Annotated in this window: 22 protein-coding genes and 1 riboswitch; of the genes, 7 read left to right on the top strand and 15 right to left on the bottom strand. The window is 58.4% G+C overall.

The window, feature by feature from the left end; all coding sequences use genetic code 11:
* Positions 1–87: 87 nt before the first annotated feature.
* Entirely contained in the window at positions 88–645 is a 558-nt protein-coding gene (locus LDN84_RS19195; RefSeq protein WP_223905019.1) for a universal stress protein, read from the bottom strand.
* Positions 646–654: 9 nt separating this feature from the next.
* Positions 655–1,938, bottom strand: a complete 1,284-nt coding sequence (locus LDN84_RS19190) for a chloride channel protein (protein ID WP_223913158.1) — start codon at positions 1,936–1,938, stop codon at positions 655–657.
* Here LDN84_RS19190 and LDN84_RS19185 point away from each other — a divergent pair.
* The 3 genes from LDN84_RS19185 (at position 1,828) to LDN84_RS19175 (ending at position 3,432) form a co-directional block, all read left to right on the top strand.
* Positions 1,828–2,127 carry a hypothetical protein gene (locus tag LDN84_RS19185; protein WP_223913304.1) on the top strand — a complete coding sequence of 100 codons (300 nt, stop codon included), beginning with the start codon at positions 1,828–1,830 and terminating at the stop codon, positions 2,125–2,127. The two genes, LDN84_RS19190 and LDN84_RS19185, sit on opposite strands and share 111 nt — an antisense overlap.
* Positions 2,124–2,870 (top strand): 4-hydroxy-tetrahydrodipicolinate reductase, encoded by a 747-nt coding sequence (locus tag LDN84_RS19180; protein ID WP_223905018.1) that lies wholly within the window; start codon positions 2,124–2,126, stop codon positions 2,868–2,870. Before LDN84_RS19185 ends, LDN84_RS19180 begins: the two co-directional genes overlap by 4 nt.
* A gap of 73 nt (positions 2,871–2,943) precedes the next feature.
* On the top strand, positions 2,944–3,432 hold the full coding sequence (locus LDN84_RS19175; protein ID WP_223905017.1) for a MarR family winged helix-turn-helix transcriptional regulator: 489 nt from the start codon (positions 2,944–2,946) through the stop codon (positions 3,430–3,432).
* Between the two features lie 93 nt (positions 3,433–3,525).
* On the opposite strand, the gene glgX is transcribed toward LDN84_RS19175, so the two are convergent.
* Genes glgX through LDN84_RS19160 form a run of 3 tightly spaced genes read right to left on the bottom strand, consistent with a single transcriptional unit; the run spans position 3,526 to position 10,329 of the window.
* On the bottom strand, positions 3,526–5,679 hold the full coding sequence (gene glgX / locus LDN84_RS19170; protein ID WP_223905016.1) for a glycogen debranching protein GlgX: 2,154 nt from the start codon (positions 5,677–5,679) through the stop codon (positions 3,526–3,528).
* Entirely contained in the window at positions 5,667–7,844 is a 2,178-nt protein-coding gene (glgB, locus tag LDN84_RS19165) for a 1,4-alpha-glucan branching protein GlgB (RefSeq protein ID WP_223905015.1), read from the bottom strand. The genes glgX and glgB overlap by 13 nt, the downstream gene beginning before the upstream one ends.
* 52 nt (positions 7,845–7,896) lie before the next feature.
* Positions 7,897–10,329: a glycogen/starch/alpha-glucan phosphorylase gene (locus tag LDN84_RS19160; RefSeq protein WP_223905014.1), complete on the bottom strand. Its 2,433-nt coding sequence runs from the start codon at positions 10,327–10,329 to the stop codon at positions 7,897–7,899.
* A gap of 168 nt (positions 10,330–10,497) precedes the next feature.
* Positions 10,498–10,607: riboswitch (S-adenosyl-L-homocysteine riboswitch) on the top strand.
* Between the two features lie 66 nt (positions 10,608–10,673).
* Between LDN84_RS19160 and ahcY the strand changes: the two genes are divergently transcribed.
* The 4 genes from ahcY to LDN84_RS19140 all read left to right on the top strand — a co-directional run bounded on the left by ahcY (position 10,674) and on the right by LDN84_RS19140 (position 14,703).
* Positions 10,674–12,197 (top strand): adenosylhomocysteinase, encoded by a 1,524-nt coding sequence (gene ahcY / locus LDN84_RS19155; RefSeq protein ID WP_223905013.1) that lies wholly within the window; start codon positions 10,674–10,676, stop codon positions 12,195–12,197.
* 7 nt (positions 12,198–12,204) lie between these two features.
* Positions 12,205–13,017, top strand: a complete 813-nt coding sequence (locus LDN84_RS19150) for a TlyA family RNA methyltransferase (protein WP_223905012.1) — start codon at positions 12,205–12,207, stop codon at positions 13,015–13,017.
* Positions 13,018–13,067: 50 nt separating this feature from the next.
* Positions 13,068–13,904 carry a methylenetetrahydrofolate reductase [NAD(P)H] gene (metF, locus tag LDN84_RS19145; RefSeq protein ID WP_223905011.1) on the top strand — a complete coding sequence of 279 codons (837 nt, stop codon included), beginning with the start codon at positions 13,068–13,070 and terminating at the stop codon, positions 13,902–13,904.
* Positions 13,905–13,974: 70 nt separating this feature from the next.
* Positions 13,975–14,703 (top strand): TFIIB-type zinc ribbon-containing protein, encoded by a 729-nt coding sequence (locus tag LDN84_RS19140; RefSeq protein WP_223905010.1) that lies wholly within the window; start codon positions 13,975–13,977, stop codon positions 14,701–14,703.
* Positions 14,704–14,720: 17 nt separating this feature from the next.
* On the opposite strand, the gene LDN84_RS19135 is transcribed toward LDN84_RS19140, so the two are convergent.
* The 10 genes from LDN84_RS19135 to LDN84_RS19090 all read right to left on the bottom strand — a co-directional run bounded on the left by LDN84_RS19135 (position 14,721) and on the right by LDN84_RS19090 (position 24,243).
* Entirely contained in the window at positions 14,721–16,211 is a 1,491-nt protein-coding gene (locus tag LDN84_RS19135; protein WP_223905009.1) for a FecR family protein, read from the bottom strand.
* 141 nt (positions 16,212–16,352) lie between these two features.
* Positions 16,353–17,351, bottom strand: coding sequence for a thiamine-phosphate kinase (gene thiL / locus LDN84_RS19130; protein ID WP_223905008.1), 999 nt, complete (start codon positions 17,349–17,351; stop codon positions 16,353–16,355).
* Positions 17,344–19,398, bottom strand: a complete 2,055-nt coding sequence (tlpB, locus tag LDN84_RS19125) for a transporter-like protein TlpB (RefSeq protein WP_223905007.1) — start codon at positions 19,396–19,398, stop codon at positions 17,344–17,346. Before tlpB ends, thiL begins: the two co-directional genes overlap by 8 nt.
* Positions 19,399–19,402: 4 nt before the next feature.
* A complete protein-coding gene (apaG, locus tag LDN84_RS19120; protein ID WP_223905006.1) occupies positions 19,403–19,804 on the bottom strand; it encodes a Co2+/Mg2+ efflux facilitator ApaG/CorD in 402 nt (133 codons plus the stop codon).
* 95 nt (positions 19,805–19,899) lie between these two features.
* The gene (locus tag LDN84_RS19115) at positions 19,900–20,346 is read right to left on the bottom strand and encodes a type II secretion system protein N (protein WP_223905005.1); all 447 of its coding nucleotides are present in this window, start codon (positions 20,344–20,346) and stop codon (positions 19,900–19,902) included.
* Positions 20,347–20,381: 35 nt separating this feature from the next.
* Positions 20,382–21,050 carry a LysE/ArgO family amino acid transporter gene (locus LDN84_RS19110; RefSeq protein WP_223905004.1) on the bottom strand — a complete coding sequence of 223 codons (669 nt, stop codon included), beginning with the start codon at positions 21,048–21,050 and terminating at the stop codon, positions 20,382–20,384.
* The gene (locus LDN84_RS19105) at positions 20,989–22,497 is read right to left on the bottom strand and encodes an ATP-binding protein (RefSeq protein ID WP_223905003.1); all 1,509 of its coding nucleotides are present in this window, start codon (positions 22,495–22,497) and stop codon (positions 20,989–20,991) included. The genes LDN84_RS19110 and LDN84_RS19105 overlap by 62 nt, the downstream gene beginning before the upstream one ends.
* The gene (locus tag LDN84_RS19100; RefSeq protein ID WP_223905002.1) at positions 22,494–23,147 is read right to left on the bottom strand and encodes a response regulator transcription factor; all 654 of its coding nucleotides are present in this window, start codon (positions 23,145–23,147) and stop codon (positions 22,494–22,496) included. Before LDN84_RS19100 ends, LDN84_RS19105 begins: the two co-directional genes overlap by 4 nt.
* On the bottom strand, positions 23,144–23,665 hold the full coding sequence (locus LDN84_RS19095) for a CinA family protein (RefSeq protein ID WP_223905001.1): 522 nt from the start codon (positions 23,663–23,665) through the stop codon (positions 23,144–23,146). The genes LDN84_RS19100 and LDN84_RS19095 overlap by 4 nt, the downstream gene beginning before the upstream one ends.
* Before the next feature lie 5 nt (positions 23,666–23,670).
* Entirely contained in the window at positions 23,671–24,243 is a 573-nt protein-coding gene (locus LDN84_RS19090; RefSeq protein WP_435405903.1) for a phosphatidylglycerophosphatase A family protein, read from the bottom strand.
* Between the last annotated feature and the right edge of the window lie 47 nt (positions 24,244–24,290).

The raw sequence follows: 24,290 nt of genomic DNA, 5'->3' as shown, positions 1-24,290 counted from the left end.
AGCAGCGGTTCGGGTAACGAGAGATATTTGAGGCCCTCTGGGGCTTCTTTTTGAGTCGTTTTGTTCTCGCTGCCGCCGCTCCAGACCTTACCGCCGTCTGTGCCGCGCGTATTGGGTCGCGTTGGCTTTGCGTTTGAGCTCGTCCCGTGAACCCGTATCCCGACAGACAAGAACCGGCTTGGTCGCTACGGAAATCAGTCCGGGAATGATGCTGCCATTGAGGATGCGCATCACGGCATTGCTGCCTTCTGTGCCGACAACAATCAGGTCGCAATGTCTTTTTTCTGCCGCATCCGCGACACATTTCGCGTCATCCTTGCCTGAACTCATGGCTTGGTAGCTTTGAACGCCAGCCTGTTCAGCCATTTCGCAGGCTTGTGTCAGCAGCTTGTGAGCCTGAGCGTTGGCTTTGTTTTGGAACTCATCAGGCGGTAGATCAGCCACTGGAAGCATGTCAAAACTCGTTAATTCATAGTGCGGCATGACATAGAAAAAATGAATGTCGGCACGATGCACCTGGGCCATTGCAATGGCTTGACAAATGGTCGACTGGGTAGTTACACGATCATCCACCACAACCAGAATTTTTCTGTACATCTCCGATACTCCTTGACTTGTTTGAGAATGGATGGTGAAGGCGTGCAAAGTGCACCTTTAGACGTTCTTTTTTGGGGTGTCTACCAAGCTTTTGATGCGCAGTAATTGCAGTTCGGCCAGCGAGGAGTACAAAGGTGCACTGATGAGTTTCGACGCACCACTGGCCACCAGCGTACAGGCCATGAGACTCAACACCAGCGCATGGCCATCCACCATTTCCATCACGATGATGAACGAGGTTAATGGTGCTTGTGTGACTGCGGCCAGAAAAGCAGCCATGCCAAGAGCGATCAAAGTGGGTGCATTGGCGTAGGCGGTGAGTTGCGCTAGGTCATTGCCCAACGCCCCGCCGATGGCCAGCGAGGGGGCGAACACCCCGGCCGGTACACCCGCCCAGGTGGTCAACCAGGTTGCGACAAATTTCAGCAGGACATAGAGTGAAGAGGTGTCATTGGTGTTTTCCAGCATGGCACGGTTGTGTGCATACCCACTGCCATAGGTTTCACCATGGCTCACCACGCCCAGGATAGCGACTGCCAGCCCGCAGCCAGCGGCAAACAAGACCGGAGAAGTTTTTCGAAATTGACTGAACCTGTCCATTGAGCTGCCCGACAGCGACACAATCAAAAGCCGAGAGAAGAGCCCGCCAGCGACACCACAACAAAGCGCCACCAGAATGGCCGGAAGAATCAGTGCAAAGCCAAAATTCTCAATGTGAATCACCCCAAAATAACTCGCATTGCCATAGGCAGAAACACCCATCAGCCCGCCCAGCACAATGGCTACCAAAATCAAACTATTGCTGCGTTGTTCTGCCCTTTTGGAAAGTTCCTCAATGGCAAACATCACACCACCCAGTGGGGTATTGAAGGCTGCTGCAATGCCGGCGGCCCCACCGGCGATGAGAAGACTGTGTTCACCAATGTGCGCCCGCTTGGGCAGCCAACGCCGGGCATAGTGCATGACCCCGGCTGCTATCTGAACTGACGGGCCCTCGCGTCCGAGCGAAAGTCCGGCCAGCAAGCCCCAGGTGGTCAACAGAATTTTGGCAATACTCAGCTTGAGCGATACATAAAGCCGCCGGACTGTACCCATGGCTTGTGGTTCCAGGGCGGCCATGACCTGGGGAATCCCGGACCCGGCAGCTCCCGGCGCAAACCGCAATGTTAGCCAAACAATAGCTGAGGTTGAGAGAGGGGTCCAAAAGAGGGGCCCCCACCAGTAGGCATTTTGAAAAAGAAAAAACTGGGCTATTGCATGATCAGCCAGCCAGGTAAACACAACCACGGTGAGTCCGGCCAAGGCTGCAAATGTAATCACCACACCACGGCCCGCCCACATGTGCCAGTCAGAAAGTTCCTGCTTGAAAGTGGTTGGTACGTGAGGGTGTGGGCGCATGATGAAACAGTAAGCGTAAGTGAAAAAGAAGGATCCAGTCTTCATCATACATTGCAACAAATGTATCTGTTATATTGTGGCAAATGTAATTTTTGTATGCAGCAGTTCAAACTCAAGGAGACAAGACAATGATGAAAGTTGGACTGATCGGACATGGCAAAGCCGGCAGCGCAGTGGCTCAGGTATTGAAGGCTGATCCTCGGTTTGATCTGCGCTGGATTGTGAAACGCACATCCGTCCCAGGAGCTCAAACGATGGATGAGCGTGCCATCCCGTTGGTTGGACTGGATGCCATCCATTTTTCAGACTGGCTTGATGAACAACCCGTTGACGCGATAGTTGATTTCTCAGCACCACAGTCATTGCAGGTGTATGGCGAAGCGCTCAGACGCAGAAAAATCATGCTGGTCAGTGCCATCTCTGCCTACGATCAGGCGCAACTCAGCTATGCACACAGTCTGGGGCAAGACACCCGTATTCTTTGTTCGCCCAATATCACACTGGGCATCAACTTCCTGATCATGGCGGCCAAACTTCTCAGGAGCATTGCGCCATTTGCGGATGTTGAAATTCTGGAACAGCATTTCAAGGAAAAGCCAGAAGTTTCCGGGACTGCCAAAAAAATCGCTGAAAGCCTGGAGTTGAGTTCGGAAAAAATAACCTCCCTGCGGCTAGGTGGCATTGTGGGACACCACGAGGTGATTTTTGGTTTTCCTTTTCAAACGGTGCGTCTCACCCATGACTCCATCAAGCGTGAGGCGTTTGGTACAGGGGCGGCCTTTGCCTTGAGCGAATTGGCCCGGTGTGACACAGGTTTTTATACCTTTGAGGATCTACTGATGAAAAAACTCAGAGAGCAATTGTCGTTGCAGTGATCCGGCATGACTTCTGGGGGTTTGACGATGGGATGTCTATCATCCGAGATTCCAGTTTATTTAAGTCATCTCAATGAAATCTGCCGCCCCGCTGCCAACTGAATCCGTCACACCTGCCATAGTATTGCGCCGCTTCCGTGTGGTTTTTAGTTCGGTACGAAACCATTTTCGACAGATGGAGAAACAAGTAGGTTTGGGCGGCGCACAGGTTTGGGCTTTGAGTGTGATCAAGGCCAATCCGGGTATTGGCATGGGGGGTGTTGCCTCCAGCATGGATATCCATCAGTCAACCGCCAGCAACTTGATCAAAAAATTGCTGCGCAAGGAACTCATTCGCATGGATAAGGCATCGGATGATCGACGCAATGTGCAACTCAAAATTTTGCCTGCTGGCACCAGGCTGCTGAAGAAAGTTCCTGGTCCGTTTGAGGGGGTTTTGCCGCAGGCTTTGAGTAATTTAAGTGCGCAGACACTTCAACGAATGGATGAGGACTTGGGCCAGCTCATAGGCCTGCTTCAGGCTGATGAGACTGCGCAGGAGATACCTCTGGCAAACCTTTGAACGTGGGAATAGGGGTTTGCATCGTGATTTTTGACTCGTTTGGTGCCTCCTTCATTGGAAAGAATTCAGGGCCTGAGTTGATGCACCGTGGCTTCAAACCTGTGAAATGCTGACGGGTTTTGACGGCGTAGCCGGAGTGGTGTGGCTGGTGGTCTGCTGCAGCAGCATCAGGCTGTGTGCTGTCACTTGAAGGTCGCTGCCGCCAGCCGCTTGTTGCTGGCTTTCGCCACGTGGGTGTGCCGTATCCAGCAGCGCTTGCCATTGGCCGCGTGGCAGTACAAACGCGGCATCGCTGGCTCCGGCATTCACCAGCAAAAGTAAGGGTACCGGGCTGCGCCCTGGATGCCCCACCAGGCAAGCCAGGGTGCGGACCATGGGCTGATGCCAGGCATCACCCTGAAGCACACTGCCATCGGCTTGCCACCAGGACAGGTCGTAGACCCCGTCAATGTTGGCAATGCCGCTGTACCACTGGTTATGAAACGGTTGTAGTTGGTGTCGCAGGCTCAGCACGTGTTGGGTAAACGCCAGCAGATCGGTGTCGGCGGTTTGCCAGTTGATCCAGGTGATGGTGTTGTCCTGGCAATAAGGGTTGTTGTTGCCGCCCTGGCTGTGGCCAATTTCGTCGCCCGCGCAGATCATGGGGGTGCCCTGGGCCAGCAAGGTGGTGGCCATCAGGGTGCGTTGCAGCTTGTGGCGCAAGGCCAGCACAGCCGGGTCATCGCAGGGGCCCTCAAAGCCACAGTTGAAACTCAGGTTGTCGCCCGTGCCGTCACGGTTGTTTTCGCCATTGGCCAGGTTGTGGCGCTGGTTGTAGCTGACCAGGTCAGCGAGCGTAAAACCGTCGTGGGACACCACGTAGTTCAGGGATTTGGCGGGGGTGCGTTGGCTGGGTTGGTAGACATCGGATGAGCCACACAGACGCATGGCAAAGTCACCCCGGTTGCCGTGGGCCACGGGGGTATGGGGGGACGCTGCGTTTTGTACCCAAAAGCAGCGCATACCATCGCGAAAACGGTCGTTCCATTCCAGCCAGCCTCTGGGGAATCCACCCACCTGGTAGCCGCCAGGCCCCAGATCCCAGGGCTCGGCAATCAGTTTGACACGGCACAGTACCGGGTCTTGTGCTACTGCAGCAAAGAACGATGCGCTGGCGCTGAAGCCTTGTTCATTGCGGCCCAGCACGCTGGCCAAGTCAAAACGAAAGCCGTCGACATGCATTTCACTCACCCAGTAGCGCAGGCTGTCCATCACCAGTTGCAAGACTTTGGGGTGTTTGATGTTGATGGTATTGCCGCAACCGCTGTAGTTTTCATAGCGAGAAGGGTCGTTGGCCGCCAGCACGTAGTAGCTGGCGTTGTCAAGTCCACGAAAGCTCAGGGTGGGGCCAGTGTGGTCGGCCTCGGCGGTGTGGTTGTAGACCACGTCCAGAATCACCTCCAGGCCAGCCTGGTGCAGGTTGCGAACCATGTGGCGAAACTCGTCACGTGGTGAGCGGCCCTGTGTTCCGCTGGCCAGCCGTGGGTCAACACAGAAGAAGCCCAGGGTGTTGTAGCCCCAATAGTTGGTGAGGCCCATACTCACCAGGCGTTCTTCGTTCAAGCAGTAGTGCACCGGCAGCAAGCTCAGGGCGGTGATGCCCAGTGCCTTGAAGTGCTGGATGGCAGCGGGATGCGCCAGTGCAGCGAAGCTGCCGCGTAATTCGGGGGGGATTTGTGGATGTAGCTGGCTAAAGCCTTTGACATGGCATTCATACAGCACACTTTGTGCCAGCGGGATGTAGGGTGGGGTGTCGTTGTCCCAATCGAATTGGTCATGGGTGACACGGGCTTTGAGCGCCAGGCGAGCGTTGTCATGTGTGTCCATGTGCCTGGAGAGGGGGTGCTCCTGCGAAAAATGGGCATCGCTCCAGATGTAGTCCCCCACGATGTCGCGCGCATAGGGGTCGAGCAGCAATTTGGCGGCATCAAATCGGTACCCTTTGTCGGGTCGCCAGGAGCCATGCGCACGCAAGCCATACACCAAGCCAGGCTGGGCACCGGGCAGGTACCCGTGCCAGACATCACCGGTCTGGCAGGTCAGATGCATGCGGGTCAGCTCGTGTGTGCCATCGGCATCAAAAAGGCAGAGTTCGATGCCTTGGGCATGGCTCGAAAACACCGCAAAATTGACACCCTGTCCATCAAAATGGGCCCCCAAGGGCCACGGGTGTCCGGCCTGCAGGCCTTCCGCACTCAAACGTTCCATTCAAAAAATACCGTTGACAAGGGGGGCAGTGTAATCAGGATAGAGCACGGTTTGCCGTGCCAGGGGGTGGGTTCGGCATTGGCCGTGCCCAGTGGGGTACCGACATTGCTGCCGCCATAGTGGGCGGAGTCGGTGTTGAGCACCTCGCGGTAGTGGCCCGGCTGGGGCACCCCCAGCCGGTAGCCGGGTTGTACTTGGGGGGTGAAATTGCACACCACCAGAATGAAGGTGCGGGTATCCAGACCATGGCGGATAAAACTCAGGATCGAATGTGCGGCATCACTGTGGTCGATCCATTCAAAACCGGCCGGGTCAAAGTCTTGCTGGTACAGGGCCGGGGTGGCGCGGTACAACTTGTTCAGATCGCGCACCAGGTGCTGCACCCCGGCGTGCTGCGGATTTTCCAGCAGGTTCCAGTCCAGGCTGTGGTCATGGTTCCATTCGCGTTCCTGGGCAAATTCACAACCCATGAACAGCAGTTTTTTGCCAGGATGCCCCCACATATAGCCCAGAAAGGCGCGTACATTGGCCAGCTGTTGCCAGCGGTCACCGGGCATTTTGGTCAGCAGCGAACCCTTGCCATGCACCACTTCGTCGTGAGAAATGGGCAGCACAAAATTTTCGTTGAAGGCATAGACCAGGCTGAAGGTCATCTCACCCTGGTGGTGCTGGCGGTAGATCGGGTCGCGCGCCATGTAGGCCAGGCTGTCATGCATCCAGCCCATGTTCCACTTGTAATGAAAGCCCAGACCTCCGGCATAGGTGGGGCGTGAGACCGCCGGGTAGGCGGTGGATTCTTCGGCCAGCGTGATGGCTTGCGGGCACTGCACACCGACCACCTCGTTCATGCGTTTGAGGAAATCGATGGCCTCCAGGTTCTCCCGCCCGCCGTGTATGTTGGGAATCCATTCACCGGCCTTGCGGCTGTAGTCGCGGTAGAGCATGGAGGCCACCGCATCCACGCGCAGGCCGTCCACACCAAAACGCTCCAGCCAGTACAGCGCATTGCCGACCAGAAAGTTGCGCACTTCAGTCCGGCCCAGGTTGTAGATCAGGGTGTTCCAGTCGTTGTGAAAGCCTTCACGTGGGTCGGCGTATTCATACAGGTGGGTGCCGTCAAAGTTGGCCAGGCCATGGGCATCCGTGGGGAAGTGGGCGGGCACCCAGTCCAGAATCAGGCCCAGCCCGGCAGCGTGGCAACGCTGTACCAGTCGGCCAAACCCCGCTGCGTCACCAAAACGGGCGGTGGGCGCGTACATGCCCACCGGTTGGTAGCCCCAGGAGCCGTCAAACGGATGTTCGCTGATGGGCAACAATTCCAGATGGGTGAACCCCATCGCTTGTGCGTAGGGAATCAGGGTGTCGGCCAGCTCGTCCCAATTGAGCCAGCGGTTGCCGTCATCGGCCATGCGCCGCCAGGAGCCCAGGTGCACTTCGTAAATGCTCACCGGGGCATCCAGCGCGTTGGCGCGCTGACGTTGTGCGTTGGGTGGGATTTTTCCAGGCAGTTGGCCCACCACGCTGGCGGTGGCGGGGCGTAATTCGGCTTGTAGCGCGTAGGGGTCGGCACGGGCGGGCAAAACTTCGCCGCTGGTGGTGCGGATCTCAAATTTATATAGCGCACCGGTCGTCACCCCGGGCAAGAACAGCTCCCACACGCCGCATTCGCGGCGCAGCCGCATCGGGTGGCGACGCCCATCCCAGAAGTTGAAATCCCCCACCACGCTGACCCGGCTGGCATTGGGTGCCCACACGGCAAAGCGGGTACCGCTGACACCCAGCAGGGTACAGGTTTGTGCGCCAAGCACTTCATAGGGGCGCAAGTGGGTGCCTTCCCCCAGCAGCCAGACATCCATCTCGCCCAGCACCAGAGGAAAGCGGTAAGGATCGTCGATGGTGCTGACCAGGCCGCTGGCCCAGTGCACCTGCAACTGGTAGGCGGTGTGGTACGGGGCGTTGAGGTGGCCTTCGAAAAAACCGTCGGCGCGGGCTTTTAATTGACCCAGCACCATGCCTTGGGAGTCGATGGCGGCTACCTGGACGGCGGTCGGCAGAAAACAGCGCAGGGAGGTCTGTCCTGACTTGAGTTCGTGCGGCCCCAGGACGGCAAACGGATCACCGTGACTGGCGTTGCAGATCTGGTCAATGTCGTGTTTTCGCAGCATGGCAAGAGGTTCTCAGGTTGTGCGGTGGGCTGGCAGCTGGGGCGAAGTGGTGTCAGGTGTGTTCAGGTTCAATACTCCAGATGTCGCGGGCGTAGGCTGCGATGGTTCGGTCGGAAGAAAACGCTCCCATGCCCGCCACATTGCGAATTGCTCGCTGGCACCACTGGTCGGGTTTTCGGTAGAGCTCGTCTACCAGGGTCTGTGTGGCCACATAAGACGCATAGTCAGCCAACAGCATGTAGTGGTCACCGCCCCAGATCAGGGGGTCGGTCAGACCACGGTAGCGTCCCAGTTCATCGGGGGAGAATTGCCCGTTGGCAATGGCATCCAGCACGGCCTTGAGGGCCGGATCGTTGTTGTAGTAGTTCAAGGGGTGGTAGCCCGCTACCTTGAGGGCGCGCACTTCGGGGGTTTTCAGGCCGAAGATGAAGATGTTGTCGTCGCCCACGTTTTGCCGGATCTCGATGTTGGCCCCGTCGTCAGTGCCAATGGTCAGCGCGCCGTTAAGTGCCAGCTTCATGTTGCCGGTGCCCGAGGCTTCGGTGCCGGCGGTGGAGATTTGCTCTGACAAGTCGGCTCCGGGCATGATGATTTCAGCCACCGATACGCCGTAATTGGGGATAAACACCAGCTTGAGCTTGTCGCCAATGCGTGGGTCGTTGTTGATGGTCAGACCCACATCGTGGATCAGGCGGATGATCGACTTGGCCGACTGGTAGCTGGAGGCCGCTTTACCGGCAAAGATGACGGTGCGCGGCACCCAGGGTGCATGCGGGTCGGCCAGAATCGCCTGGTACCGCGTGATCACGTGCAACACGTTGAGCAGCTGGCGTTTGTATTCGTGGATACGTTTGACCTGCACGTCAAACAGGCTGTCGGGGCTGACGGTGATGCCGGTGGTTTTTTCGATGTAGTTGGCCAGCCGCACCTTGTTGGCGCGTTTGATGGCCCTGAACTTTTCGGCAAAAGCGGCATTGTCTTGCAGTGCTTCGAGCCGTTTCAGCTGGCCCAGATCCAGCCGCCAGCCGGTGCCCAGAGTGTCGTCCAGCAGGGCCGACAGGCCGGGGTTGGCCTGCGCCAGCCAGCGCCGGGGGGTGACACCGTTGGTCATGTTGGTGAAGCGGTCGGGCCAGATGGTGGCAAAGTCCGAAAAAATCGTGCGCACCAGCAGTTCGGAGTGCAGCGCCGACACGCCGTTGATGTGGTGGCTGCCCACCACCGATAAATGCGCCATGCGCACCCGGCGTTCACCGGTCTCGTCAATCAGTGACAGGCGCTTGAGGAACTCATGGTCACCCGGCAGAAAGCGCGCCGCATGATCCAGAAACTCCTTGTTGATGCGGAAGATGATTTCCAGATGGCGCGGCAGCACATGCTGCATCAGCGACACCGGCCAGGTCTCCAGGGCCTCGGGCATCAGGGTGTGGTTGGTGTAGGAGAAGGTTTTGGTGCAAATCGCCCAGGCTTGGGGCCAGGTGAAGTTGTGTTCGTCACACAGGATACGCATCAACTCGGCCACCCCAATCGCCGGGTGGGTGTCATTGAGGTGGATGGCGACGTGCTCGTCCAGGTTGTGCAGCGAGGGGTGTTCGTCCAGGTGGCGCTGGATCAAGTCCTGCATGGAGGCTGCCACAAAAAAGTATTCTTGCTTCAGGCGCAACTCACGCCCGGCTGGCGTGCTGTCGTTGGGGTAGAGCACCCAGGAAATGTTTTCGTACTCGTTTTTGGCGCTGGCTGCGCGGGCGTAGTCGCCACTGTTGAAGGCACCCAGGTCAATATGGTCGGGGGCCACCGCTTTCCACAGACGCAGGGTGCTGACCTTGTCGGTGCCGTGGCCGGGTACCACCATGTCGTAGGCCTTGGCGGCCACTTCGCCGGTGGACTGCCAGACGGCTTTTTCATTCTCATGCGTGACCCAGCCGCCAAAACGCACCGTGTAGGTGATGTCAGCGCGGGGAAATTCCCACGGTGTGCCGTCTTTGAGCCACGAGTCCGGGTACTCGACCTGGCAGCCATCCTGGATTTCCTGGGCGAACATGCCGTATTCATAGCGAATGCCATAGCCCCAGGAGGGCAGGCCCAGCGTGGCCATGGAGTCCAGAAAACACGCCGCCAAGCGCCCCAGGCCGCCATTGCCCAAAGCCGCATCGGGTTCCAGGTTGGCAATGTCTTCGAGCTTTTGCGCATGCTCGGCCAGACCTTGGGCTGCGCCATCGGTCAGGTTCAATGCGGCCAGTGCGTTGGACAGGGTGCGTCCCATCAGGAATTCCATCGACAAATACACCACACGGCGGGCTTTTTGTTGGCGTTCTTTGGCTTGTGTGGCGACCCAACGTTTGGACAACTGGGCACGTGCCACTTGCGCGGTAGCCTGCATCAATTCGTTGGGTGAGGCGCGATTCGGGTCAACGCCCACGGTGTGCAGCAAATGGGCGTTGATTTGCTCAGAAGACGTGGTGGCTAAGGGTGATGCGGAGGCGTTCAATTGGGGTCCTTGAGACGTTGGTGGACTGGCAGGCAATCTGTATTTTGCACTTCAAAAAAATCAGATCATTACAAAAGAATTACAAAATGCAATTTTCAGGCCAAGGCTATCACCTCGTTGGGGGAGCCGTGATGGCGGCCGACCGGTTGGCTTCTCTATAATCGCGCCCATTCCGAGGAGCGTTGCAGCTCACAGCCTTTGTCAAAGGGCTGCTGAGTGAGGCTCGGACCCCGCTGCGGCAGCACTGCTGTGGCGTTTCACAACGGCGCTCACCCACTGCGCGTGAGGTGAGTGATTTACCCCCTTGCAAGCAGTGGTCAGTACCTTAACTTCTGGAGTGAACCATGAGCGCTGCATCCAAAAAATCCGCCAAACCCGCTGTCAAAGCGACCGCCAAACCTGCCGTCAAACCCGTCGTTAAGGCGCTTGTTCAACCGGCCCCCGTGGCTGACCACGTCATTGCCGACATCGGCCTGGCCGCCTGGGGCCGCAAAGAGCTCAACATTGCCGAGACCGAAATGCCTGGCCTGATGGCTATCCGCGAAGAATTCGCCAAAGACCAGCCACTCAAGGGCGCACGCATCACTGGCTCGTTGCACATGACGATCCAGACCGCCGTGCTGATCGAAACCCTGCAAGCCCTGGGTGCCCAAGTGCGCTGGGCCTCGTGCAATATTTTTTCCACACAGGATCACGCCGCTGCAGCCATTGCCGCCACTGGCACACCGGTGTTTGCGGTCAAAGGTGAATCCCTGGCGGACTACTGGGACTACACCCACCGCATTTTTGAATTTGGCGGCAAAAAAGGCACCGCCGCTGAAGGCCCGAACATGATCCTGGACGACGGCGGTGATGCCACGCTGTTGATGCACCTGGGAGCCCGGGCTGAAAAAGACAGCACTTTGCTCGACAAACCCACCAGCGAAGAAGAAACCTGCCTTTACGCGGCGATCAAAGCCAGGCTGGCCAAAGATGCCACCTGGTACAGCCGCCGCCTGAAAAACATCATCGGCGTGACCGAAGAAACCACCACCGGCGTGCACCGTTTGAACGAGATGTCGGCCAAGGGTGACCTGAAGCTGCGCGCCATTAACGTCAATGACTCGGTGACCAAGAGCAAGTTTGACAACCTGTACGGCTGCCGCGAGTCGCTGGTAGACGGCATCAAACGCGCCACCGACGTGATGATCGCCGGCAAGGTGGCGGTGGTCGCCGGTTATGGCGACGTGGGCAAGGGCTGCGCCCAGGCGCTGCGTGCCCTGAGCGCCCAGGTGTGGGTGACCGAGATCGATCCGATCAACGCGCTGCAAGCCGCCATGGAAGGCTTCAAGGTCGTCACCATGGAATACGCCGCCGACAAGTGCGATATTTTTGTCACCGCCACCGGCAACCTGAACGTGATCCGCTTCGAGCACATGGCGGCCATGAAAGACCAGGCCATTGTTTGCAACATCGGCCACTTTGACAATGAAATTGACGTGGCATCCCTGTCCAAATGCACCTGGGAAGAGATCAAGCCGCAAGTTGACCACGTGATCTTCCCCAAGAAGGGCAAAAATCCGGCCAAACGCATCATCCTGCTGGCCAAAGGCCGTCTGGTGAACCTGGGTTGCGGCACCGGTCACCCCAGTTTTGTCATGAGCTCCAGCTTTGCCAACCAGACCATCGCGCAGATCGAACTGTTTACCAAGTCCAAAGACTACAAAGTGGGCCAGGTCTATGTGTTGCCCAAGCACCTGGACGAAAAAGTGGCGCGCCTGCACCTGAAAAAAGTGGGTGTGCAATTGTCCGAGCTGACCGACGAGCAAGCTGCCTACATTGGGGTGAGCAAGTCCGGCCCGTACAAAGCCGACTCTTACCGTTACTAAGCCCGCCATGCGTATTGACCAACTTCTGGTACAGCGTGGGCTGGCCAGCACACGCTCGCAGGCGCAGCGGCTGATTGCTTCTGGTGTGCAGTTCCAACAGGGCGAAACCTGGCGGCGTGTCGCCAAAAATGGCGACGACGTGCCCGAGGATGCCGCGCTGGAGCTGCTGGACGACTCCGAGGCCCGCTATGTGTCGCGCGGTGGCCTCAAGCTGCAGGCCGCGTTGATCCAGGTCGGGCTCAAGGTGCAAGGCTGGCAGTGCCTGGACGTGGGCCAAAGCACCGGTGGTTTCACCGACTGCCTGCTGCAACACGGTGCGGCGTTGGTGGTGGGGGTGGATGTGGGCAGCGCCCAGTTGCACCCCCAGTTACGTGCCGACCCGCGGGTGTTGTGTGTGGAGGGGGTGAATGCGCGTGCCCTGGATGCTTCTGATTTAATAGCTGCTTACGCAGACAGTACAAGCGCTGAAGGCCAATTTGACCTTGAAGAAGGGGTTGAAGAGGCTGAATTTGTCCCCGAGTTTGACCTGGTCGTGGCGGACTTGTCCTTCATCTCCCAAACCCTGGTGCTGCCCGCCGTGGTGCCGCTGCTGAAAAGTGGTGGCCGCTTGCTCACATTGGTCAAACCCCAGTTTGAATTGCAACCCGGCCAGGTGGGCAAGGGCGGTATCGTCAAAGATGCTGCCATGTTCCCGCTGGTCGAGCAGCGTCTGCGCGAAGCCTGTGCCGAGCTGGGCTTGACGGTCATGCACTGGTTTGACTCGCCAATTGCCGGTGGCGACGGCAACCGTGAGTTTTTTATTGCCGCCACCAAACCCTGAGAGAGCCGGGCCTGCCCGGTTCACCCCCACACCTGTCAAGGAGGGCCATGATGAGCCCAGACCGTTTTCCTGTCAGTATTGAATTTTTTCCGCCCAAAACCCCCGAAGGGGTTGAAAAGCTGCGCCTGGTGCGCCAGCAGCTGTATGCCCTGAAACCCGAGTTTTGCTCGGTCACTTTCGGCGCCGGCGGCTCCACGCAAGAGGGCACGTTCAACACCGTGCGCGACATTTTGAGCGAAGGCATGAGTGCCGCCTCACACTTCTCCTGCATTGGCGCCACCCGCGAACGGGTGCGTGAGCAGCTCGCTACGCTCAAAGCCATGGGGGTCAAGCGCCTGGTGGCCTTGCGTGGCGACCTGCCCAGCGGCTATGGCACCGGGGGCGAATTCCAGTACGCCAGTGACCTGGTGGCCTTTATCCGCGCCGAGATGCCTGACGACTTTCACATTGAAGTCGCTGCCTACCCGGAAACCCACCCGCAGGCCAAGTCACCCGAGTCTGACCTGAAGGCCTTTGCTGCCAAGGTGCAGGCCGGAGCCAATTCCGCCATCACCCAGTATTTCTACAACTCGGATGCCTACTTCCGCTTTGTCGAAGAGGCCGATGCGCTGGGGGTGCAAATTCCGGTGGTGCCCGGCATCATGCCGATCGCCAGCTCCAGCCAGTTGATGCGTTTCAGTGATGCCTGCGGGGCCGAGATTCCGCGCTGGATCCGCCTGCGGCTGCAGGCCTTTGGTGACGACACTGCCTCCATCAAGGCCTTTGGCCTGGACGTGGTCACCGATTTGTGTGAACAATTGCGTGCCGGTGGTGCGCCGGGCTTGCATTTCTACAGCATGAACCAGAGTGCCGCTACGCTGGAAATCTGCCGACGGCTGGGTGTTTGATATGATTTTGAGAGCTGTCTGCGCTTTGAATACAAAGGTTAGAGGCACTTTTTTATAGAAAGTTAGGCACATGTCCATCCCCCGTCCATGCCCGTCCTGCCAGGTTCCGATGGAAAAACACGCCTTTGCTGGTGTGGCGGGGCCCGATGTGTTGCTGGACTTGTGTTTTGCCTGCCATGGCATCTGGTTTGACCCGCTGGAAAACCTGAAACTGTCACCGGCCGCAGTGGTGGAGCTGTTCCGGCTGCTACACGCCCACCGGGACGATGCGCGCCAGCCGCTGGCCAGCAAACTCAGCTGTCCGCATTGCAAAGGTATCTTGGCACAGGGCTTTGATGTGGTGAAAAGTGGCCGCTACATCACCTACCGCTGTACCCGCAAGCACGGGCGCTTCAGCGTGTTTTCCAGCTTCATGATCGAAAAGGGCTTTGTGCGCCAGCTCACCCAGCCCGAAGTGGATGACATGGCCCGGCGCGTGGCGGTGATTTACTGCAACAGTTGTGGTGCGCCAGTGGATTTGCGCAAAGACCACGCCTGCCCCTACTGCCGCGCGGCGTTCTCGCTGCTTGACCCACAAGCGGTGGAGCGTGCCCTGCAAGGTTATGCCAAGGCCAGCAGCCAGGCGGGGGCTCTCAAAATACCGGAGTTGGCCGACGCGCTGGTGATGGTGGAGCGGGACCGCCTGAAAGCCCAGCGTGAAGCCAAGGCTCAGCACCGATCCTTTCAACTTACGTCATCCCCTGCCGAGGGGGATCTGTGGGCGGCGGGCCTGGAGCTGGTCTGGAAAATGCTCGACTGATTCCTGGCTGCGCTGGCTCAGCCCGCTGCCTTGTGGCGCTTGCTGTGCTTGGATTTGTGCGCCGATGCCGGGAGGGGTAGGGTGGTGTCGCTGGCCAGGTGTTTCAGGGGTGAACTCAGGGATTGCCCGGCTGGCAGACCGTCAAACGCATAGTTGGTCGGGCTCAGGGTGGCACCATCGGCCTGGGTCACCGTCAGGTTGATCAGGTAGTTTTCTCCCGCGGTCAAAGGCCCCAGGTTCAAGCGGATTGGCCCGCCATCGGGTTTGACCAGTGCCTTGGCCACGCGCACATACGGCGGGCGATTGATCTTCACACTGGCCAAAATGGCATGGCTGGCATCCAGCCCGAGTGGCTCAAACTGCAGCACATGTTCACCATGGAGGGTGTCGATGTGGTCATTCTGTGCCACCCATTCAGCGGCCGGGTGACTGGTATTGGCGGGCAGCATCACTTGCAGGGTGGCCTCGGCGTTGAAGCCTTCCAGCGTGCGGGCATCAATGCCGCGCACACGGACATGCCATACGCCATTGGACAAGTCAGAAAAATCAGCTTGCCCGTGGCGGTCTACCACTTGCTCACGCAAGACGTTGCTGAAATCTTTGAAACCTGAAATCTGCACCTTGAAGTGCTCAGCCCCGGCCAAGGTCGGCATGTTCCAGCGGGCTTGCGGCTTGAATGCGACGGTATGGGCGTTGATGCTGGGGGCCTCCAGCAAGGGGGATACCTGGATGCGTTGGATGCTGGGGTTGATCACGGTCCCCGTGCCTTTGGGTAAATCGGCACCGGTTTTTTGTGCCACGCTGTCGGTGCGCACCACGCCTTCCAGTACCTCGGTGCGGGTGTTCTGGTTGGCCGGGTCTTCGTAGGCCACGCGGAACACCGTGCCGCGCACACCCGCCAACGAGGTCGGGGTTTCGACTTGCAGCGGCGTGTTGCGTTTGGCCAGCTTGGCGGCCAGCACGTCGACCGCACCCTTGGTCAAACGGATCAGACCGGTAAACCAGGTCGCCTGGCTTTTCTGGTCAAAGTTGCCAAAGTCAATGATCTGGCTGGTGACCAGCCTGGCATCGGTATGGGGCATGAGCGTGACGCGGCTTTGATCTGCCAGCTGGACTTGCGCCGAGCTATTGGCCCCCGTTTGCAGTTGTGCCCCTTCGGGAACCAGACCCCCCACCACCGCGGGTTGGCCTGAAAGCTGTACGTCACCCGAAACACTGAGCAACACGCCTTCACGCTTGACCATTTTGAGCAGGCGCAGCGGGATTTTCAGCACCTGGCCGGGCTGGATTTTGTTGGGGTCTTTGAGCCGGTTGAGTGTGGCAACTTCTTTCCAGCCCTCGTTGGAGGTGAAGGAGGCCTCGGCCATTTTGATCAGTTCGTCTTTGGGTTGAACGGTGTAGGTAAAAAGGGATTCGGTGGATGTTGCGACGGATGAAAAGGTCAGCAAAATGGCGGCCAACAACCCGTAGCGTGACCCAGGGGGAATGGAAAAAGGAATGTCTTCCATAAAAGCCTCGACGGAAAAATAACAGAACCTGGCGAGTCGCAGAGTCTAAGCCCAGGGGTGCCAGCGTGGCGGATTGGTGGTGAACTTAATCAGGGTAAACGTTAACTCGTCACATTTTTTACTGTTTGAATCCAGGTGGCACTAGGCAAAGTGGTCAAACGAGGCGAAGTTGTCGGGCAGCAGATGCCCTTGTGCATCCAGCACGCGCAAACCGGGCGTGGCATCCATCTGGCCGATGCGGTGCACCGGGGTTTGGCTGCGCAGGGCGGCGGCGGCAACGGCATCACGCTGCTGGGGCGGGGCGGTGAACAGCAGCTCGTAGTCATCCCCTCCGGCGAGCGCCAGGGTGCGCCATTGTGTGGCTGAAAAATCAAGATGAAATTGGCCCCTAGCCCTTGTTGAATAAGCGTAAGCAGCTATCAATTGAATAGTTTCGTCGGCCCATACGGTGGCACCTGTATGGGATAACTCCAGAATGTGAGCCAAGTCACCCAGCAGGCCGTCGCTGACATCAATCGCTGAACTGGCCACCCCACGCAAGGCCAGGCCCAGCGCCACACGCGGGGTGGGGGTTTCCAGCCGGGTACGGGCGGTTGTCAGCACTGCATCGGGCACCATGAGCTTGCCCAGCAGCACATCCAGCGCCAGCCGCGCATCTCCCACCGTGCCGCTGACATACAGATCGTCACCCGCTTTGGCCCCGTTGCGCAGCAGGGCCTGGGATTGGCCTTGGACAACGGGCACTTCGCCAAAGACGGTGATGCAGATGTTCAGTGGCCCGCCCGTGGTGTCGCCGCCAATCAGCTCGCACTGATGTGCATCGGCCAAGGCCAACAGGCCTGCAGAAAAAGCCGCCAGCCAAGACTCGTTCACCTCCGGCAGGGACAGTGCCAGGGTGAAGGCCAATGGTTTGGCTCCACACGCCGCCAGGTCACTCAGGTTGACTGCCAGCGCCTTGTGGCCTAGTTTGAAGGGGTCCACATCGGCGAAGAAATGGCGACCCTGAACCAGCATGTCACTGGAAATGGCCAGCTGGCAGCCGACACTGGGCTGCAGCAGGGCGCAATCGTCCCCCACGCCCAGGGCGGCGTGGCGGGCCGGGCGCTTGAAGTAGCGCTTGATCAGGTCGAATTCACCCACTGTGCGGCGTATTTTCTGGAGGGGTGACCGTTTCGGCAGCGGGCCAGAAGAAGCTGCGCAGCTGGGTACGGGCACGGTGGCGAATGGCTTGCCCAATGCGGCCACGATCCACACCACTCACGCTGTGCGCGCGCAAGGCCAGGGCAAAGGCAAAGTAAAAACTCACGCCCACATTGAGCACACCGGTGAGCAGAATACCTGCCACACACCACCAGAAAATACCCTGGGTGAGCAGCTCTGGCCCCATGCTGGCCGCTGCAGCGGCCAATTGGCCGGTGGACAGGGTGACGTGGCGCACCTCCAGGTTCAAACCAAAGAATGCCGCAAAGGCGGGAATCAGTCCGAGCATCAAGCCCAGCGAGATGTTGGCGGCCAGTCCTGAGATATTGCGCCGCACAAAACCGGCCCAGCGGTCAGACCGGCCCATGCCAAGCAGTCGTGTGATGCGTGGGTTGTAGCGAATGGCCGAATCCAGTCGTTGCAGCACAAACCAGTTTTCCGCCCAACCGGCAATGATGCTTGATGCAAAAAGCAGTACACCGGTGAATGCCGCAAACAGCAAGGTGGGGCCGCGCAGATCCAGACTGTGCAACACGTGTTCGGCCTCTTTGGCATCAATCATCGGTGCACCCAAGGTCAGCCACATGAAGCTGCTGATCAGCAACACGGCAGGGGCCACCAGCGCCAGATTGCCGACGACGGCCGCCACTTGTGAGCGGACCAGGTGAGTGACTTCATCCACAAAACCTTCGATCGCGCCGGGTGATCCCAAGTCCTTGAGTTTGGCGGCCATAGCGGGCGCAGTCATGGCGGGTTGTTTGGTGGCCACGGTGTAATGCAGCAGCTGAATCAGCACAAAGCTCAGTGCGTAATTCATGCCGGCATAAAAACCGCTCCAGAAGGCGGACAAACCCAGTGACAGCACCACGAATTTCATCAGCGTGGTGAGGGACATGACCGCGCCACCGCCAGCGGCATCACGCAGCATGCGAACGTATTCGCTGCGGTTGCGGGTGATGTAGTGCTCGCCGGTCTCAGAGCTGCGCTCAGCCACTTTGGCTGCCAGCATGGAGGAGTTGGCGGTGATGAGGGCCCGCACACTGCGCCGTTCTTGCCCTACTTCAACCAGATGGGCCAGCAGTTGCGCGGTGTGGCGCTGTGGGGTGTTCGACAGCAGACAGTCCAGCAGCGCACGGGTGCGCAGTACCCGGGTGCGCAACTGGCGCAACTGAAACACCAGGTTGACCGAAATGCCGTGGGCATCCAGGTGGGTGTAGACCGAGGCTGCCGCATGGCGGCAAGTCTCAAGTCGGGCAAGAAATTGGTGCAGGGCTGATTCACGTGCCTGGCTGGTACAGGAGGGGCTGGCCAGAAAAGCGGTTTGTAATGCATCAAAGTCGGCGGCAAGGGCATGAAAGGACACGGTTTCACGCGCTGGTGCACTCATACGCAGGCGTAATTCGGGCGAAAAGCCGGTGGCGCGAATCTGGCTGGTGCAAAAGGTCAGGGCTTCGAGCAGGGTGGCTTGCCAGGGTGAGATCGCGTGTTGCCATTGGTTGGGAATCCAGGCGCAATTGCTGTCCGGGATACATGAGTGGTCGGTTTGCAACACACAGGCCAGTCGAGCCAGTGTGGCATCGTCCAGGGCATTGAGCCACAGGGCATCAAAAGGGTCGTTGAATGCCAGTGCAAACAGCGCGGCGGCATCGGCAGTTTCTGGCGTGGCGGGCAGCCATTTCAGGCGCAGGCGCTCCATCAGTTCGCTGACAAATGCGCTGCGTGAAGAAAAACCATAGTCAGCCAGCAAGGCGGTGGCATCCACCGTGCCCAACAACACTTGCCACCAGGTTTGTAATTGCGCGCGGGTTGCCGGGCGCTGTTGCAGGGTGTCGAGCAGCAGGTTCACACGTGACAAGGTACGCGGCACAGAGTTTCTGTCGCCGCGTATCCAATCGAGCAGGTCAATCAGCCACAGATGGCGATGGGCCAGATCCGCGTGTGGGTTGAGTGCATCAAGCAGTTCGGAGAGATCGGGGCGATGTGTCATGGTTTCAGTGCAGGGTGTGTTTGCCACCGTTTTCGCTTAGCGCATCCAGCACAAACATGGGCACATCCACATCAAACTTGTCGCCGTCTTCCGTCACGCAAAAATAGCTGCCGTGCATGGTACCGGTCGGGGTGCGCAAGCGCGTGCCACTGGTGTACTCAAATGCCTCACCAGGCTGCAGCAGCGGCTGTTGCCCGACCACGCCAAGTCCCTTGACCTTTTCGGTGTGACCGTTGGCATCGTTGACGTTCCAGGTGCGTGAAATCAGTTGCGCGGCGATTTTGCCGGTGTTGCGAATGGTGATGGTGTAGGCAAAAAAATACAGGTCTTGGGCGGGGTCTGACTGCGCAGCCAGATAACGCGGTTTGACTTGTACACGCAGTTGATAGCGGGGTGTTGAACTCATGGGGTGATGCTAATGGCGAATGCGGTATGGATACGTGCAGCCAGTAAGTGACCTCAAAAACACCATGTTTTTGGCTAGGACCGTGGTCAACATGCTCAGTGCGTGCCAGGCATCAGCGGGAGTTCCAGGGTGATACTGGTCGTGCCTTGCAAATGGGCTCCCAGCAAGGCACTGCGGGCCTGTACGGACTGCAGCACCAGGTCTTCGGAGATTTGCTCGCCCACACGGTAGGGTTTGGCCGGTTTGTCATCCATGGCAATCAAGGCGCTGCCACGGTGTGGCCCCAGTGTGATCACTCCGAGCAATTTGTACTTTGTCTGTACTTGCGGGGTCGGGGAATCTGAGCCTGGGGTGGCCCCCAGCAACCGGGCTATTTGGGCGCTGTTGATGGGCCGTGTGGCGGGCTCCAGCAGCGTGGTTCGTGTCAGGCCTGTGGATGTGGACCACTTCAGCGCCCAATAGCCGACGCTGGATGCGGCAAGGGCAGCCAACAAAAATGTGACCAGACGGAGTCGCCAAAATTCGGGTGATTTCACTTGCATGGCTGGATTATCTTTAGGTTTGTGGTCAACACACGTTATCTGAACAGGAGTAAGCCTGCCAATACCCACATCGTCAGTGCGATCAGCCCGTCAAGAATACGCCAGGCCAGCACGGTTTCAAACCAGGGGGCCAGATAACGTGCACCAAAGCCTAATGCGCTGAACCAGGCAAAACTGGCGCTCACCGCGCCTGCACCAAACACCCAACGGCCGGGGTCTTGCCGCTGGTTGGCAATGGAGCCCAGGAGCACCACGGTGTCCAGGTACACATGCGGGTTCAGGTAGGTAAAGCCAAAGCAGGTGGCCAACGCCATCTTCAGGTTGGCTGCGCCATGGGAGGTGACATGCATGTGCTTGCCTTGCCATGCACGTTGTGCGGCCAACACACCATAGCTGGCTAGAAACAGGATTCCGCCGTAGCGGGTAAGTGTCATCAAGATGGTGTTGCCACGAATCGCCACGCCAGCACCTCCAATGCCCGCCAGAATCAGCACCGCATCGGACAGGGCACAAAAAAGTACCAAAGGCAGCACGTATTGGCGCAGGATACCTTGGCGCAGCACATAGGCGTTTTGCGAGCCAATCGCCACAATCAGTGCAAGTCCAGTGGCCAAGCCGCTTAAAAAATCAGCTTCCATGGCTTCAGTGACCAGCGGGTTCTTGGCAATAAGCCAATTGCGTACGGACACAGAGTCCGCGCCCATGGAGGCCGTCACCTAAAACCAGTGTGGTGTGGTGCATTTCTGCCACTCTTTTGCAAATGGCCAGTCCCAGACCTGTGCCGGGCTGGTTTTGACTGGCCACACGGTAAAAGCGTTCAAGCACCTTGGCTCGTTGTTCTGGCGCAATGCCTGGACCATCGTCACAGATGGTCAAGCTGACGGCCTCAGTCTTTTGTTCAAGGTTCAAGATGATGTGGCCCCCCTGAGGGGTGTAGTGGATGGCGTTGTCAACCAGGTTGGAGATCAGCATGGTCAGCAAGTCGGCGTTGCCGCATACAGCAGGCAAGTTGGGGGTGACGATCAGCTCCAGATTTTGGTCGCGCTGCAGTGCCTGGGGTGCCAGCTCAGCGCAGACAGATTCGGCAATGTGTGCAAGGGCAATGGCCGAGAAGTTGGGTAGTGCCATCTTGGGGTCCAGCCTGGCCAAGGTCAGCAGTTGGTTGACCAAGCGGATGCCGCGCGCCACACTTTCCTGCATTTGGGACAGGGCCATCTGGTGCTGGATGCCAGTTGGGGTATGCCGTGCGGTATACAGCTGGGCCTGGATGGCGGCCAGGGGCGTGCGCAGCTGGTGTGCGGCATCGTCGGTGAACTGGCGCTCGTTTTCCAGCGTCTGCCCCATGCGTTGGAGCAGGTCGTTCAAGGCCGTCACCATCGGCAATACTTCATTGGGCACATTTTCAGCGTCGATCAGGGCCAAATTGTCGGGTTGGCGTTTGGCGATTTCCTTGCTCAGGGATGCCAAAGGGTAGAGCCCTCGTTTGACCGAAAACCAGAGCAGCAAAAATAGCACCGGCAGGCCAATCACCATGGGTGTGGCTGCACTGATGACCATGCTGCGTGCCAGATGTTCGCGAAACGTGTGGGGCTCTGAGACGATCATGTGTACATGATGGCTGGGGTCATGCACATAGTAGTTGCGCCAGCCTTGACCTCGGGTGTCCAGTGTGTCAGAAAACCCCGTTTGTTGGGCCATGTGATCCAGTGGGGCGTTGTCAGAGCGAAACAGCAAGGGGCCGTTGTCTCGCCAGAGCTGGTAGCGCAGGCTTTGGTTGAATTGTTGTCGGCGCGTGTTTTGTGCCGTGTTCGGTAGGCCCGTCGCCGGGCTTGAGGGGGTGTTGGGCGTAGTGGTCAGCTGATCCAGAACGGGGCGCTGGGCCAGGTTGGGCGAGAGTTCCAGAAGTTGTGCAACAGCTGCAGAGGGCAGCGTGGTCGGAAAGTTTTGCTGTTCGTCGTCGTCAGGATCCATCAGGTGCAAAAAAGCTTTGGTGGTGTAGGCCAGGTGCACGTCATAGAGTTCATTCACCTCTTTGAGGTTGTCGCGGGTCGACAGGGTGACCATCACGATCCAGAAAAGAAAGCTGACCACCCCTAGTGCCACCAACAAGCGGTGCCCCAGGGTGAGGTGGGCATGGCGCAGAAGGCTCACTCGTTGACCAGAGCGTAGCCCACGCCGCGTACGGTTTTGAGTTTGGTGTCGCCAAGCTTTTGGCGCAAGTTGTGAATATGGACTTCCAGCACATTGCTTTCCCCTGCGCGATTCAGGCCAAAAAGGGATTGTTCCATCCGGCTGCGGGCGACCACCTGCCCGGCGTTTTCCATCAACAATTGCAGCAGTTCAAATTCCCGGTTGGACAAGGCCAGCCATTTGTCGTCTTGGGTCACGGTCTGGGTGTCTGCGTCCAGCATCAGGTTGCCTACTTTGACCCGTCCGACAAAACCGGATCGACGGATCAAGGCCCGCAGGCGGGCGATGAGCTCTTCCATGTCGGTGGTTTTGACCAGAAAGTCGTCGGCGCCGGCATCAAAACACATCACTTTGTCGCGGGTGGTGTCACGCGCGGTCAGCATCAGTACCGGCAACTTGCTGTCTTGTGCCCGCAGCTGCTTGAGCAGGCTCAGTCCGTCCAGCTCCGGCAGGGTGATGTCCAACACCATGGCGCGAAATGACTCTGTCGCCAGCAAGTTAAGAGCGGCAGCACCATCGGTCACCCAGTGGGTGACAAACCCGGCCTCACTCAATGCGGCCTGCAGACCTGCGCCCATCATCGGGTCGTCTTCGACAATCAATAATTTCATGATGTTTCCTTTTCCCTGAGTAATTCAACCAGCCTCACCAAAGCATGCTGTACGGTGGCTTGGCGCACGGCGGCACGGTCGCCCGAGAAATGCTGCATGTCCGTGATGATCCGGTCACCCAGCGCCCAGCCAAACCAAACCGTGCCAACGGGTTTTTCCGCTGTGCCACCACTGGGCCCCGCCACGCCCGTCACGGCAAGCGAAACCTGCGCATGTGAGTGTGTCAGTGCGCCTTGGGCCATGGCACGTGCCACGGGTTCACTCACCGCGCCATATTGTTGAATCAGTTGGGCATCCACACCAAGCAATTCGGTTTTTGCAGCATTGGAGTAACTCACAAAACCGCGTTCAAACCAGGTGCTGGAGCCGGCCAGATCGGTACATGCGGCGGCAATCAAACCGCCGGTGCAGCTTTCTGCAGTGGCCAGAAGCCATTTGTTTTTAAGTAGAAAATTGGCCGCTAGTGCGCATGAATTATGCGCTGGTAGCTCATTTTTTAGTAGTTCGTCGTGTGGCATGGGATTCACCAGGCATGCCAAAGTGCGATCACCAGCAGGGTGCAAAACGCAGCCACTAAATCGTCCAGCATGATGCCCCAGCCGGCTTTTTTCCAGGCGAATGGGTCGTTGGCCGGATCTACCCCGTGGTAGAGCTGGTCAGCCCAGGCCACGGGGCCAGGTTTGGCTGCATCAAAAAACCGGAACAAGGCAAAGGCAGCCAGCTGACCCCAAAAACCGGTCGGGCCAATGAGCCATAACACCAGCCAGAAGGCGGCAATTTCATCCCACACAATGCTGCCGGGGTCCAACACCTGCATGTGCTTGGCCGTCACACTGCAGGCCCACCAGCCCAACGAAATACTGATGACAATCAGCCAGCCCCACTGCGCCTCGGTCAGTCGGTGTTGCAGCAGAATAAAAATACCCCATGCCCACAGGGTGCCCATGGTGCCAGGCGCTTTGGGGCTCAAACCCGAGCCGAATCCCAGCGCCAGCACATGCGCAGGGTGCGCCATCATGAAGTGGCCAGTCGGGGTGATCGGTCTCAAGCGCTTGTCGGGGCTGATCGGAGTGGTTGGTGTATCGCTCGGGGTCATATCTCTATTATCAGTTGCTGCAAGGCCAGGGGCTAAGCTGACACAAT

It is taken from the genome of Rhodoferax lithotrophicus, assembly GCF_019973615.1.
GTDB classification, from domain to species: domain Bacteria; phylum Pseudomonadota; class Gammaproteobacteria; order Burkholderiales; family Burkholderiaceae_C; genus Rhodoferax; species Rhodoferax lithotrophicus.
Note: the sequence above shows the minus strand (reverse complement) of the source record. Positions and strands in the feature narration are given on the sequence as shown.